At 59.7% G+C, this 12,482-nt stretch carries 14 protein-coding genes and 1 pseudogene; 2 read left to right on the top strand and 13 right to left on the bottom strand.

All coding sequences use genetic code 11. The features are described 5' to 3' along the window. Nucleotides 1–51 precede the first annotated feature (51 nt). Genes AC0J5Z_RS07305 through AC0J5Z_RS07270 form a run of 8 tightly spaced genes read right to left on the bottom strand, consistent with a single transcriptional unit; the run spans nucleotide 52 to nucleotide 7,905 of the window. Nucleotides 52–1,506: a phosphodiester glycosidase family protein gene (locus tag AC0J5Z_RS07305; protein WP_475038478.1), complete on the bottom strand. Its 1,455-nt coding sequence runs from the start codon at nucleotides 1,504–1,506 to the stop codon at nucleotides 52–54. A gap of 41 nt (nucleotides 1,507–1,547) precedes the next feature. Beyond that, the gene (locus AC0J5Z_RS07300) at nucleotides 1,548–2,036 is read right to left on the bottom strand and encodes an NUDIX hydrolase (protein ID WP_475038477.1); all 489 of its coding nucleotides are present in this window, start codon (nucleotides 2,034–2,036) and stop codon (nucleotides 1,548–1,550) included. Then, nucleotides 2,029–2,964, bottom strand: coding sequence for a hypothetical protein (locus tag AC0J5Z_RS07295; RefSeq protein WP_475038476.1), 936 nt, complete (start codon nucleotides 2,962–2,964; stop codon nucleotides 2,029–2,031). Before AC0J5Z_RS07295 ends, AC0J5Z_RS07300 begins: the two co-directional genes overlap by 8 nt. 47 nt (nucleotides 2,965–3,011) lie before the next feature. Next, the gene (locus tag AC0J5Z_RS07290) at nucleotides 3,012–3,917 is read right to left on the bottom strand and encodes a class I SAM-dependent methyltransferase (RefSeq protein WP_475038475.1); all 906 of its coding nucleotides are present in this window, start codon (nucleotides 3,915–3,917) and stop codon (nucleotides 3,012–3,014) included. Next, nucleotides 3,898–4,461 carry a dCTP deaminase gene (locus AC0J5Z_RS07285; protein WP_475038474.1) on the bottom strand — a complete coding sequence of 188 codons (564 nt, stop codon included), beginning with the start codon at nucleotides 4,459–4,461 and terminating at the stop codon, nucleotides 3,898–3,900. Before AC0J5Z_RS07285 ends, AC0J5Z_RS07290 begins: the two co-directional genes overlap by 20 nt. Further along, the gene (locus tag AC0J5Z_RS07280) at nucleotides 4,458–4,988 is read right to left on the bottom strand and encodes a dCTP deaminase (RefSeq protein WP_475038473.1); all 531 of its coding nucleotides are present in this window, start codon (nucleotides 4,986–4,988) and stop codon (nucleotides 4,458–4,460) included. Before AC0J5Z_RS07280 ends, AC0J5Z_RS07285 begins: the two co-directional genes overlap by 4 nt. Next, on the bottom strand, nucleotides 4,985–6,241 hold the full coding sequence (locus AC0J5Z_RS07275; protein WP_475038472.1) for a hypothetical protein: 1,257 nt from the start codon (nucleotides 6,239–6,241) through the stop codon (nucleotides 4,985–4,987). The genes AC0J5Z_RS07280 and AC0J5Z_RS07275 overlap by 4 nt, the downstream gene beginning before the upstream one ends. Continuing rightward, nucleotides 6,238–7,905, bottom strand: coding sequence for a 4-alpha-glucanotransferase (locus AC0J5Z_RS07270; protein WP_475038471.1), 1,668 nt, complete (start codon nucleotides 7,903–7,905; stop codon nucleotides 6,238–6,240). Before AC0J5Z_RS07270 ends, AC0J5Z_RS07275 begins: the two co-directional genes overlap by 4 nt. A 281-nt stretch (nucleotides 7,906–8,186) precedes the next feature. Here AC0J5Z_RS07270 and AC0J5Z_RS07265 point away from each other — a divergent pair. After that, a pseudogene (locus AC0J5Z_RS07265) lies at nucleotides 8,187–8,288 on the top strand (OpcA/G6PD domain-containing protein); the annotation flags it as partial. On the opposite strand, the gene AC0J5Z_RS07260 reads toward AC0J5Z_RS07265, so the two are convergent. Both AC0J5Z_RS07260 and AC0J5Z_RS07255 read right to left on the bottom strand, forming a co-directional pair. Further along, complete coding sequence (locus tag AC0J5Z_RS07260; RefSeq protein ID WP_475038470.1) at nucleotides 8,285–9,082, bottom strand: aspartate dehydrogenase domain-containing protein; 798 nt, start codon at nucleotides 9,080–9,082, stop codon at nucleotides 8,285–8,287. The pseudogene AC0J5Z_RS07265 and the gene AC0J5Z_RS07260 overlap by 4 nt on opposite strands. Nucleotides 9,083–9,128: 46 nt before the next feature. Beyond that, entirely contained in the window at nucleotides 9,129–9,686 is a 558-nt protein-coding gene (locus AC0J5Z_RS07255; RefSeq protein WP_475038469.1) for a MarR family winged helix-turn-helix transcriptional regulator, read from the bottom strand. A 196-nt stretch (nucleotides 9,687–9,882) separates the two neighbouring features. Here AC0J5Z_RS07255 and AC0J5Z_RS07250 point away from each other — a divergent pair, with 196 nt between their 5' ends. Then, entirely contained in the window at nucleotides 9,883–10,401 is a 519-nt protein-coding gene (locus AC0J5Z_RS07250) for a cupin domain-containing protein (protein ID WP_475038468.1), read from the top strand. A gap of 125 nt (nucleotides 10,402–10,526) precedes the next feature. Here AC0J5Z_RS07250 and AC0J5Z_RS07245 read toward each other — a convergent pair whose 3' ends face one another. The 3 genes from AC0J5Z_RS07245 to AC0J5Z_RS07235 are packed head-to-tail and all read right to left on the bottom strand — an operon-like array spanning nucleotide 10,527 to nucleotide 12,474. Beyond that, nucleotides 10,527–11,633, bottom strand: a complete 1,107-nt coding sequence (locus AC0J5Z_RS07245) for a Rieske 2Fe-2S domain-containing protein (RefSeq protein WP_475038467.1) — start codon at nucleotides 11,631–11,633, stop codon at nucleotides 10,527–10,529. 3 nt (nucleotides 11,634–11,636) lie between these two features. Continuing rightward, complete coding sequence (locus AC0J5Z_RS07240) at nucleotides 11,637–11,855, bottom strand: recombinase-like helix-turn-helix domain-containing protein (RefSeq protein ID WP_475038466.1); 219 nt, start codon at nucleotides 11,853–11,855, stop codon at nucleotides 11,637–11,639. Next, nucleotides 11,848–12,474 (bottom strand): alpha/beta fold hydrolase, encoded by a 627-nt coding sequence (locus AC0J5Z_RS07235; RefSeq protein ID WP_475038465.1) that lies wholly within the window; start codon nucleotides 12,472–12,474, stop codon nucleotides 11,848–11,850. The genes AC0J5Z_RS07240 and AC0J5Z_RS07235 overlap by 8 nt, the downstream gene beginning before the upstream one ends. Nucleotides 12,475–12,482 lie beyond the last annotated feature (8 nt).

Here is a 12,482-nt window from a genome sequence, read left to right as displayed (position 1 = left end):
CATCAGCGGACCACACGGTACTCGCCAGTTGGTGCATACCCCAGCATCCAACTACCAAGCACGCGACAAGCCGGATTCGGCCGACGTCGCTAGGCGCCATGCCCCGGGGACGTAGCGCTCAAAGGGCACTCCGACCACATCGTTACGGTCAGCGGGCGGTAGGGCAAGGCGTCCAAATTGTGAGATGTTGGCCGCTCCGCCGCTGTCCAGCAAAACAGCGTCGCAACACCCCGCTTCGAGGAGTGCGGACGTCATTTCCGCCGAGGTCACGCCCAGGATGTCATATCCAAACTCCATGGAGCGAGGCTCACAGCCCTCGGCAACGAGTACGCACACGTCTCCTTCAGGAGTAAGTCCGACGGCGGCCCTGCCGCGCGGCTCGTCCACAATCTTCTCAACTGTCAGGGCTACTGGCGGTACAGCCTCTTGGCCGAACTCCTCTGTGGGGCGGTACACCTCGTGCCCGTCGGCAACCTCACTCGCGACGTCGATGGGTTCAGAGTTGCGAAGCACAGTGGGCCCCACTTGTGTACCTGACAGGGCGCGGGAACCAGCCAGTTCGATGTCATAAATCACCCAGGCACTGTCTCCAACCTCCTCCAACAGGCGCTTGGCAGATGATATTGGAACGAGGAGGACGAGCCCGTTGGCAGGGCAAGGTGTGCTCTGGCGACCAATCTGGACCACTTGGCGGCCGTACAGTGTCAGCCCGACGAAACCCGGGGGCACTGGGACGACGGCGTCTGCACCCCGTGCCCGTGTGAGTATGCGAACCTCGCCTGCGGCAGCGAGGCAGTCAACTGAACGAATACACCGGCAGACAGCCCTTTCGCCGTGGATGACAACTCCCCCGGGGAGGGTGATGGTCAGGTCACACACATCCACCTGACTTATGATCATTTTGTCCTTGCCGGAGGCGTCCAGCACCCTCAGCAGCGCCGAGCGTGAAGCCGTGGGCGGGGAAGTAATCACGCCCTCAACCACCTCCAGTCCGATCGGGTCGCCGCTACTGGCAAATCCGTCGGCGAACTCTTCCTCCAGCCAGATGTAGTAGCCGCTGTTGAAGCACAGGCTGTAGCTGGCCCCGAACTCCGAAATCCGCCCCAGCCGACTACTAACAGGCACCGCGCAGGAGACCACCGGATCCCGCCTGTCTGGACTCCGAAAATCATGGCGCCCTGATGGTACAAGCGCCCAGCGACGCTGGGCGACCAGCGATGCGGTAGCGGCAGTAATATCGGGAATGTTGCTTGTTGGTACGCCGCCATCCTCCAGGAGATCGCCTCCGGCGGCGGCCGAGAGAAGCTGTTGTCGCAGACGGACCTGGGGAGCAATCCAGGTCGAATCGTCGATTTCAACCAGGGCAGTGTCCCGTGCGCTGGTCCACCCCAACACACTACGACGCTGAGGAGCTTGCCGGCCGAAGAAAGCAAGCTCCCCAGCAATCTCTGCGGTGACACCTCGCTGCTTGGGTGACCATGCCTGCACGTACGCCAAGTCGGTCACGTCTGCTGCAGAAATACGCCCCACCCAGGCAGAACCAACCGTCATTTCGCCAAGAGCCGATGCCGAAGTGCCGCGAAGCTTAGCGCCGTAAACGTGTGAGGCTCACTCTGCATCATTGCCATCAACGCGTCCTGTTCGATCCATTGCACTTCACGAGATCCGTCTCCAGTCGATTGCGGCAACCCGGAAGCCAGGACGTCCACAATCGCCAGAAGTGAGGGATACGGCCCCTGGAGCATCTGTACCAGCTGAATCGCTTCGCTGACCTGTACCTTGTCACCCAGCAGCTCGTGGTCGGTCTGGCTGACCTGCACCTCCACCTCGCTGAGGCCGGTTTCTTCCTCCACCTCACGCTCGGCACAAGCGGCCAAAGGCTCGAAGGCACGCCACTTACCGCCCGGCAACTCCCAACGTCCGCTGTTTACCGGATCTGATTCGGGCTTCCACCGTTGCTGCAGCAAGATGCGACTTGGGTTGTGACGGTCACGAACCAGCGCATAGACATTGGTGAGTACTAGCTGTTCAACCATTTTTTCTCCATTTCGTTCCGATGTACCTGTGCAGAAGTAGGTCTTTCAGGCGGACCTGTCCAGAGGGCAACCAGACCACGGCGTCAGGCCCATATCCACAAAGCAGTTCGCGACACAGGCCGCAGGGCGGCATGATCTCCACATCGCGGCTCTCCTCCGGACGAGGATGACGGACCGTCATAATGGCGACGGGATTGGCCCCACGGGCAATGGTTTGTGCCAGTGCACCATTCTCGGCGCAAGTCGATGCACGACCCACCTCAGCCTCGACGTGAACGCCGGTGGCCAACTCTCCGTCATCGCCCAGCATCGCGCACCCGAGTTGATGCCGCGATGGCCGGTAAACACCAGTGATTGCCGCGCTCGCCTCGCTGTAGAGAGTTCGTCCGAGCTCTTTCAGCACTACAGCCCTTGCCCGCGCCGGATAAGGAATAGCGGGCAAGTCTTTCAGCAGAGCCTCGGCGCTGGCCTCCAGATCTGCGAGCGATCCAGCGGTGTCCACATAGAAGTCGGCGGTAGGTTCCTGAGCTTTGAGCTCCACACCCGCCGAGTCCGGATTCTCCGTTAGATCATTACGGGCCTGCAAGCGGGCCAGCCTAAGTTCTTCCGGCGCCCGCACCAGCACTACGGTGAAGCCGGCGTAACGCAACTCATCCAAGTCCACAGGGCGGGCATCGCTTATAACAATCGCTCGCTCGCTCGAGAGTGCCTGTAACCAATCCGCTCGTTCAATCACCCGCCGCGTCAGTGCCTGTGGGTCGCGCTGACGGATGTGCCCGCCTAGGAAGGACAGCAGCTCACCATCTTGTCCGAGCTCATGATGAGGTACGCCGATCCAATCGAAAAGCGCGGCCTGTGCGGCATAGAGCGGTCGCGCCATAGTGAGCTGCAACCAGCGACCATCCGTTGCCTTCAAAGCGGCGGCCAAAGAGGTTTTCCCCGCTCCCGGCCGCCCTACCAGCGCAACTCTTACCGTCATGAAGCCCGGGCCACAAATACAACGTTCACCTTCGACAACCGGAAGAATCCCTGCTGGCCGATAATCTCCTCGACCCGCCGTTCTACGTCGTGGAACAGTGCTGTGAATTGCTCCTCGCTGACGGCATCACCGGCAACCTTCTCCAATCCCGCATACCGGTGACCCGAAGCATAGAACTCCATGAAGGGCCGTGCTTCGTCGAAGCGTAACCAGTCCTCATAGGGGTGCTCAGTAACGTGGGGGAACTCCTGCTCCAGAATGGCCCGGCCGTTATGCGGTGACAGTGTGCCGCGTCTGCCCTTCGGTGCACGCTCGATCACGTCTGCGGGAATGCCCACCGCGTGCATCGCCTCTTCATGCAGGCGGTACATTTCGGGCATTGAGTCCAAGCCCTCAACAGTCACTACAGTCAGTCCGTCCTCCGCGGTGGCCCTACGCAACTGACTCACCATCTGACTGGGGTTATCAATGTAGTGAAAAAGGAAATTGGCCATAACGCAGTCGAACTGCGTCTCAATCAGGGTGTCCAATTGCCGAGCATCGCCGTTGATGTAATCCACAGGAACCCAAGTGAAGTTCACGTTGTCTTTAGCGACGTTAAGGATCTCTGGAGATTGGTCTATCGCAGTGATGCTACCGGGATATCGCATTCGAGAGGCGACATCCCGTAGGACAAATCCGTTGCCGCATCCGACGTCGAGGACCGCCTCAGTACCGTCGAGATCAAGACAGGCCAAGGTATGGTCCACAAGGGTGCGGGGGTTGGTTCGGTAGCGATTGTGCGTCAACTGTTGGATTGCCAGTGGTTGGTCCGTACTGAAATGGCTACGAAGGTAGTCATCTCCCAGCACAGACATCCAATAGCGCGCGCGTTCCTCATGATCAACGGTTTGATGTGTCATCAATGGTGTTCTCCTTGGTTCCTGTTGTAGTGAAATCGCGGTAGGCCTGAGAGGCCATGGGCGCCTTGGCAAGGCTGTATTTGCCGTCGTAAAGTTCGATCCTTCCTCGCGGGACCCAGTAGGTGACTTGTGCAATCCGCATCTGTGGGTAAACGCGCAGAGGCAGAACCGAGTGCAGCTGGAAGGTGGTGGGGCCGTGCGATCCTATGTCGATAAGGTCCGCTGTCACGTGGACGAACAGGCCAAGACGGGCGATGCTCGATTTTGCCCGCACTATCGGCACGAAATGGTCGCTGCCGACGTGCTCGATGCTGCCACCCAGATAGATGCGATCTGGCTGCAGGACGACACCGTCAGGGCCGATAGTGATCTTCTCCACCGGGTTATCCCGTGCAACATCGAGCAGTCGGTCGCGATACACGAGTAACTGAGGGGCCAACCTCAAGTCGTAACTGTTGGGATTGACTTGGTTCGCCGCGAAGGGCGCAATGCGAATCGTCCCGTCGCGCACTTCCTGCTCTATCGCAGGTCCTGTCAGAATCATCGTTCGATGGCCTTCCTCATAGTGGTAGCCGAGGGCACGGTTGGCGGTGACAAGGTCCCCAAAAGACCCTCGTACAGGGACACTTCTCCGAGGGGAACCCAGAAGGAGACCTGCCCACACTCCATCCCTGGGTACACACGGAGAGGTTGAACGACGGTGATCTCGAGAGTCCACTGGTGTGACGCGCCTAGGTTGCCCAGGTCCGCAGACAGCTGCAGATACATCCCAAGTCGGCCAAGACTGGATCGACCGATCAGTGAAGGGACGTAACAAGAACTCCCGATGCGTTCGACGGTGTTGCCAATGTAGAGCTGCCGCGGCTGGAGAACCAGACCCTCTGTAGGTATGACGACTTCCATTGACGACGGCGGACGCAGGGAGTCGTGAACACCCGGCGGGTAGACGCGTAAAGTCGGTCCCAGGTGGTAGTTGTAGCTGTTCGGGTTGAGCATTGCAGATTCGAAGGGGGAGATAGTGATATTGCCCCCCTCTACTTGGGCGCGGATCTCGCTGGCGGTGAGAATCATGTGGTGAGCCTCCGTCGAACGCTCCGACCAACGGCGTACATGCCCATCACAGACAGCGCTGAGGCTCCGACCACGGTGGCCACGCGTGCCGTGTCCCCCCAACCGCTGGTAAGTACGAATGCGAACAGAGATGAGATCAGAGCTCGGAGCAAGATGGCGTCGGCAACATAGCGCGTCTCCCGGCCTTCGGCTTGGTCGGCCTCGGAAGCGGCTGCCATAAGCTGACCGTAGAGCGTGGCAGAACCTAGCCCGAGCAAAAGTGCTCCCGCGACGAAAGCGATGGAGCTGCCCCCCAGCAGCCATGCCAACGCACCGAGACTGAGTACCAGGAAGGTTCCGCCAGCCCGCATCCACTCGCTTATCCGGATTGCCCAGGCGCTATCAGAGGCCAGCACAGTTGCCAGAGCGGCGGCCGCCGCCAGCGCAGCCGACGTTGAAGCCAGCGTCACCGACGCGCCCCCCGCCTCCCGCACTAATAGAGGCAAAACGGTTCTTAGTGGATCGGCAAATGCGGCTAGTACGAGCAAAGTAGGCAGCGGCAGCGACCGGACACTCGTCAGCAAACCTCCTTGGTTCGGTTTCCAGGTGTCGTCTGCCGTGGCTCTCGAGGGGCTGGCCTCGGCGCACGGCGATTCCTGTGGCAATTGGGTCGTGCTGAGGGAGTACCGTCGTGTACCCCACCCGACGACTGCCGCCGCCGCCGCATTAGTTGCCATGTTCAGGCATGGCAGCAACCAGAGGAGTGAAGCGGTGTTGATGAAGACCGAGCCGACCAGGGGCCCGACAGCCGCCGCGAACTGGAACGCCGCGCTGTCGGCCATCAGACGCCGTGATCGTCCTGCTGGGTCGCCTCCCCACCGGGCCACAACTGTGACCCAAGATGGCCCGTTCAGGCCGCCCACAAACGTGGTGATGCCGGCGAGCGCCACAATGCCGACAGCATCATGAAAGCTGGGTTCGGGCGTTGCCTGCCCGACAATCCAAACTCCAAGGCCGGCCAATCCTAGCCCCTCGAGCAGGAGCAGCAAGAGTGTGCTGCGCCGCAGTCCGAGCCAGTTGACGACCAGCGGATTGAGCCGGGTGCCGAGCATGAGCGTGGCCAGGAACACGCCTTGATTCACTCCGAGGAGGAGAGCGGGTAGTGAGGGCGTGCTCAAGAGCCAGATTGCAATAAACGTGTTCGTGCTGGTGCAGACGTTCGATGCAGCCTGCGTGATCACCAGGGGCACAAAGCCGGGGTCGCGAATCTTCATCGTTCGAGGGTGAGCAGCTGACGGGACAACTTTCCCCCTAATTGCTCTTCAATGCTCAGGGCGGGATCGCCGTAAGTGAGCAACCAGTTTGGATATTGCTCGGCGCTGGTCCCGGGTACGTTCTCGGTGCAATCAAGACCGAGAAGGTCCGGATAGTAGATGCTGACGAGGTCTGGTCGTGAGGAAAACGCGAACTTGTAGATCGAGAGCAGTGCATCCTCTAAGCGACTGGCGGGTCCGACGCCAAACTCGGCGAGGTCGGTGAGCCGCTGCTGCTCCGCCTGTGCGAGGTCCATCCCCAGCCGACCCAAGTGATCCAGAAGGACTAAATCCTCGCCGGTGATGAGACGGGCAGTGGAACTCGTGTCGTGGAAGGCCGTAAGCAACATCGATTGTTCACGGCCTTCGGTGGTTAGGCCGGTCCGCAGCGACCCGTCACTGCCGCGGGTCCACCAAAGTACGTCGGTTCCGTATACGCCACTTTCATCAAGCACCTCACGTAAACCGTCCGGAACGTTGCCGAGGTCCTCTCCCACTACCAACTTTCCCCGGTCAACAAGCGTACGTACCGTTTTCATTTGGGCATCAAGATCAAAGTGGACGTAGGTCCCGGCCCCTTCCGGCAGGCGTGCCCATAATCGTTGCATTCCCAGCACATGGTCTATGCGGACGCCCCCGACCGGCATGGCCGTGTGGGTCACGGCAAACGTTTGAGCGCAAGGCCGGTGTTGATCACCATGCGGCACGGGAAAGGCGAGTCGCCAATTCTGACCATCAGGAACGTAGTCGTCCGGTGGAGTACCGATGCTCAATGTACGGGAATAGCACCCAGTGAAAACTTCTTGGTCAATCCCGTCTTGAGAGGAACCAACCTGAAGATCGGCAACAATTCCGATATCCATGCCGGCCGCGCGGAGCTCCTCGTGAGCAGCAGAGAGCTGACCCAGGGCAACGTGCTGTAACCAAACCAGGAATTCTACGTGTTGTTTTTCGTCAAGCGTGCCGAAGTAGTGCTTGGCGACCCCCCGTTCCTGTAGGTACTGCAGGAGTGTGGAGGCCAGCACGCCCTCCCACGAGCATGGGTCACTCTTGGATACCTGGGGTTCGTAATGCGCAAAGATAAGTCGCAATGCCTCGGCTTTCAGCTTCACCACAGACAAATCATTACGGCCGTTAGCGGAGCTGGCGTTTAGTTGAGCGCCGCGTCGGTACAGCTCCTCGCGGTCAGCTGGTGGAATTGAGCTCCAGCCCGACAAGGTGGTCACGTCCACGTGCAGCAGGCTGTACAGCAGGCGACTCACCGGGGAGTAGGGAGAGGGATCAAGTCCGCCATCAGGAAGTACGGACTCCCAGTTGGTGGGGCCGATGGCCACGAAGTCAGCGCCGTAGGTGACCACCTTCTGTCCCAGACGAAGTAGGGATCCGTAGTCGCCGATTCCCCACGTGGATTCGTCAACGAGGGGAGCCAACTGCAGGTGCACGCCCCATCGTCGACGTCGTGCCAGTGGCGGATCGTCAGCTTCGGGCCCGAAGTTAAACGGCGTGGTGTCACCATCGGCATCGTTGAGCATTTGACTTACCGTGCGCTGTACTGCTACGGGTACCTCGACTTGATCACCGTAGCGGTTCTCATACTCGCTCTGCACCGCGGATTCAGGAATCATCAGTGAGTCTCCGTACACTTCGCGGTCCAGGCATGATGCCGGCGGCGTGACGAACAGTAAGTGGCGGTGTGCGAAACCACATAGACGGGCAGGACTGCCGTTGCACCATCTCTCGCTTTAAGCCGGTATGGTCCCTCACGCCCATGTCGCTCCTATCCGTTGACGAAAGTCATGAACCCTTTCGAGGAAGGCTAGGAGAGCTTTACTGGATTAGTCAATGGAATTGACTAACTTTTGATATGACACTCTCATTTCGACAAAAGCATGTACACTTCGGCTCGTCCATTACCCGCCGAAGCCTCAAAGACTGCCTCGCAGAAGAACTCCGACGCCTCGACCCTGACGAAGTCTTCGGAGAAGTGATCGGCGCGGGTCGTGCCTAGATCATTCCACCGCGTGCGCCGATGATCAGCTCCAAGGAACGGAGCACGGCGAACGGTACAACGCCGCTGGTGCGCGGGTTTTCTGGCGATACTTTATTGCAGATTTCAAAGCGGTAATTCCCGCTGTTTCCGGAAGCCTCGATCAAGTGCGTCGTAAGCACAGCCGCGGGGTCGGCTCTTACAGACACGGCCACAGCGTCCCAGTCGTCTACCGCCAGGGCGACGGCGGCTGCCACGTTAAGCGACTTTGGGAACAATTGCGTGGCCTGGGCGGCGGGACCAGAAAAGATCTCGATGGGACCGGACGTACTCCGAATGCGGTCGGCCTCAACCTCGTCCATCCACGGCTGAATCAGGGAACCCGGGAGCTTGGTTGTAGTTATCCTGACGGCGTCGTAGCCCGTTGCGCGGGCACCCGACGCCAACAGGTCCAGGCCACCAATGGAGCCCGGGGTCAGGAAAAGCCTGCCAGGGCCTGCGGCCGACAATCGCTGTGAGAGGTCTGGGTCCGCAAGCGCCCCGAGTGATGTAGCGAGCAGATCTACGCCCGCAGAAAGCACAGCCTCGCCATGCTCCACCAAGACCTCCTGTCCGGCACATTCAACCAGGAGGTCACAGCGCTCCAGCGCTTGTTCCATCTCAAGCTGGGGTGCGGGCGCGTTGCCTATGGCGCTGCGGCAAATGATTCCCTCAAGGGTGGCCCCCTCGACTTTTCCAGCGGCAATGTCAGCAGCAACACGAGCCCCAATGGCTCCATGTCCGATGATTCCGATCCTGCGGGCTCCTGGCTTCATTCGATTCCTTGCTTGATGGAGTGGATGGACGAACCCGCGCCGTGATCTAGACGTTCAGCGTAAGTTCGTCCGCGGAGGAAACCTTCGGGTCATAGGCGACGATGGAGGCTTCAGTTTTTTTCAGTAGCAGCGCCAGTTGTTCGATCTCCTTGGCGGTCAGGCCGGCGAGCATGTTGCGCTGCGTTTCCAGATGCTTTGAAATGACCTCGTCAATGAGCTCTTTGCCATGGTCCGTCATCTGGGCGTAGACCACCCGACGATCCTCCTTCGACCGAACCCGTTCAATGAGGTTTTGTTCCTCCATACGGTCCAGCCGGAAGGTGATGCCGCCCGTGGTCAGCATGGACGAGCTGGCAAGTTCACCAGCAGTCTTCCGGTGCGGAGGGCCGGAACGACGCAAGTTCGCCAGAACATCAAAGGATGCCAACGTGAGCCCATACTCCTCATAGTTCACATCCTGCACAGCTCGCTGCCGTGCCACCAGGCTCTGCAAGCGGCCAAAGACGCCGATGGTCCTGGGATCAAGGTCCGGGCGTTCGCGGTGCCAGTCCTCAATAATGGCGTCCACGGCGTCCGTGTCAGTGTTCCGCGATTCGGTGGTCATGCGCACTCTCTCCTTCATTCGGTCTAAGCATCTTAACACTGAGCTTCCCAACGAAGGCAGCAATTATGAGCACTTTCCACCGGGGTCTTGCAGCGAGTCTCACTATATCTTAGTCTTGAGATAGTTAGAGCCGAGGAGATTGAATCGTCTCGGCTTTTGCGAACTCAGGCAATTACCAATCCGAGAGAGGTCCATCATGAGCGACGTTATCGAAAGCAAGTTACCGGAACTTGAGGAGCTGATTGATTCGGCCATCGCCTCCCGTGAGAGCCGGGTTGTTGACTTCAATACCCTGAAATTCCAGACCAAAATGGGTGAAAAATTCCGACGCGGACAGGTCCGCTACATTGGTTCCGGAGCTACCGGAGACCACTCGGACGACAACAACATCCTCCAGGCGGAGCACTTCACCTTTTCCAACATGGTGCTGCCCGCCGGATGCGTAGGTCCTGAGCACACGCACCCGGACGTCGAAGAGGTCTTCTTTGTACTCGAAGGACAGGTCGAGTTCAGCGTGCACGACGTAGAAGACGGCAACAAGAAAGCGAGCCGCGTGCTGGGCTACCGCGATCTGATCCGGGTTCCGGCCGGCGTTCCCCGGAGTTTGCGCACCGTCAGTGATGAAGACGCAATTATCTGCGTAATCATCGGCGCTAAGAAGCCGGAGATCCCGTTCTATCCGCCTACCTCGGAGATGTATGGCGTGACCCGCTAGATCTCCAAGAACCCGGGTACCGGCCGATGCGGCCGGTACCCGGGTTTTGTTGTGCTGAAGTGGTTGGGACACACGACAAAAAAGAGCCTGCAGCTCGAAGAGTTACGAGCTGCAGGCTCTTTGGGCTAAACGACTCCCTCTGAGAGAATCGCGGCCTGTTTCTGGGCATCGGCATCATGGACCCGACGGATCCTGGCTACTCCAAGATCGTGCTGATACAAGTGCTCGTCCTTATCCGCATCTGCCGCCAGCGCCTCCAACAGTTCCCGGTCCTGTTCCAGGACTACCCAGTGCTTTTCTTCAAGGGTTGTCTTGTACATGAACCGCCACACGTCCCGTTCCCAGTCTGAAACGGTCCGGGTACGCCAGTGAAAAACGGCGGAGGTATGGGCATCAATAGGAGTGGACATTCCTACGATGCCGAACGAACCTCCGGGACCTGCCGAATCGGCATACGGGATCTCCAGATCCACGTAGTCCATGGCCTCACGGCAGTACTCCACCCAGTCAAAATTCTTGCCACGCTGGTCCGTTTTCTCGAAGAAGAATCCACGATCGGTCTCGCGGATGCGGAAGCGGGCACTGGTATCACCGCCAAACATGGAATGCGAGTCACGGTGGAGGAACGCGCCGTGCATCGGGTCCAGGACGTTGTCCATGTAGAAACGCCACGGACTATTCCATTCAGCGTAGTTTGAGAACCAGGAAACCTCGGGGTTGTCCAGGCGATCGGGCAGCTTGAATGCCGTCACCACGGAGTCCTCGGTCAATGGCATGAAGGCAAAGATCATGTCAGCGCCTTCCTCGACAGCCAGCGACGCGGTCACGGTCTTACCCTCAAGTGCACAGCCGGGCATCCCTGGAACCGAAACCACGGTGCCGCTGCCGTCCACCTGAACGCCGTGGTACTTGCATGCCACCCGGTCCCCCAGGTGTTGGCCCACGGACAAAGGTGCGCTGCGGTGGGGACAGCGATCCTCCAACATCCGGATTTGACCCCTGGCGTCACGGAACAGCAGCCAATCCACGCCGAGCCGTCGGACTTTAACCATGTCGCCGGGACCCACGAATCGCGACGGGTAGATGGGATACCAGCGATCCCTCAGTCCCGTCGCAGCAAGTTCTGCGGCATCGAGTTGGCGCCGGGTGCCGACGACAGTTTTGATCTTGGCCCTGCCGGCCCTGGCTCCGGCGGCGGCGCTTGCCGTTGCAGTTGCAGTTGCAGTTGTCATGTCCTACTCTCCCAGTCGTCGCATTTCGGAACGGAATCGGGTTTCGTCCCAGGGTTGACCATCCGGGGCGTTCAGGCCCAAATTGTTCAGCCCCGAGATGATGGCTGGCAGCTCGTGGCTACCACTGGCGAAAATCTCGGACAGGGCTCCGGCGAGCTTCAGCTCATAAGGATTGGCCGGACCCACCCGGGACTGGTTGGCATCAAGATATTGCTCAGGCACTGTGTTCCTCCTGTGTTTCGGTGACGGTGTGCAGACCTTCAGCGATGTTCATGAATGACCTGCTCCACTCGTTGAATGAGTGGGATCGGCTCTGGTGTGCCGGAACGGCGGTGTTGTCGATGATGACAAAAACCCCGTTCCTGATTCCCCCGGCGATGCTTTGCGGTATGGAGATATCGGCGTCCAGGTCAGGGGCGGCGGCAATGACCAAGGACGGCGCCAGCACTCTCCGGAGCGTGGGCACGAACCCCTCAACCGACGTGTCCACCAGTGGGTCACCGAGGATGAGACTCTTGACCTGTTCCGGGTGCAGGGCAGCGAGCATTATGGCCCCGTACGCAGCCGCTCCACTGGCCAGAATGTGCGCAGGACCCGACGTGCACTCGTGAAGCGCGGTGGAGGCTGCGTCTACCCACTCCTCCATTTGGCCGGGCGGGCCGGTGACGTCGAAGCTAACGCCGATTCGGGGTTCCCAGGCACGGGCCCCCAAAGCGTCAAGCTGTTGGGCAAACCATTCGCCTGCTCCCTCGCCTCCGTGCAAGCACACGACCTCGTGCTGTGGCACCACTTCGCCGGGCTCATGGCCGGGGCGCGGATCTACTTCCGTACTTGATTTCATGTGCTCTC

This window comes from Paenarthrobacter sp. TRD_SC_7, from assembly GCF_056156245.1.
Note: the sequence above shows the minus strand (reverse complement) of the source record. Positions and strands in the feature narration are given on the sequence as shown.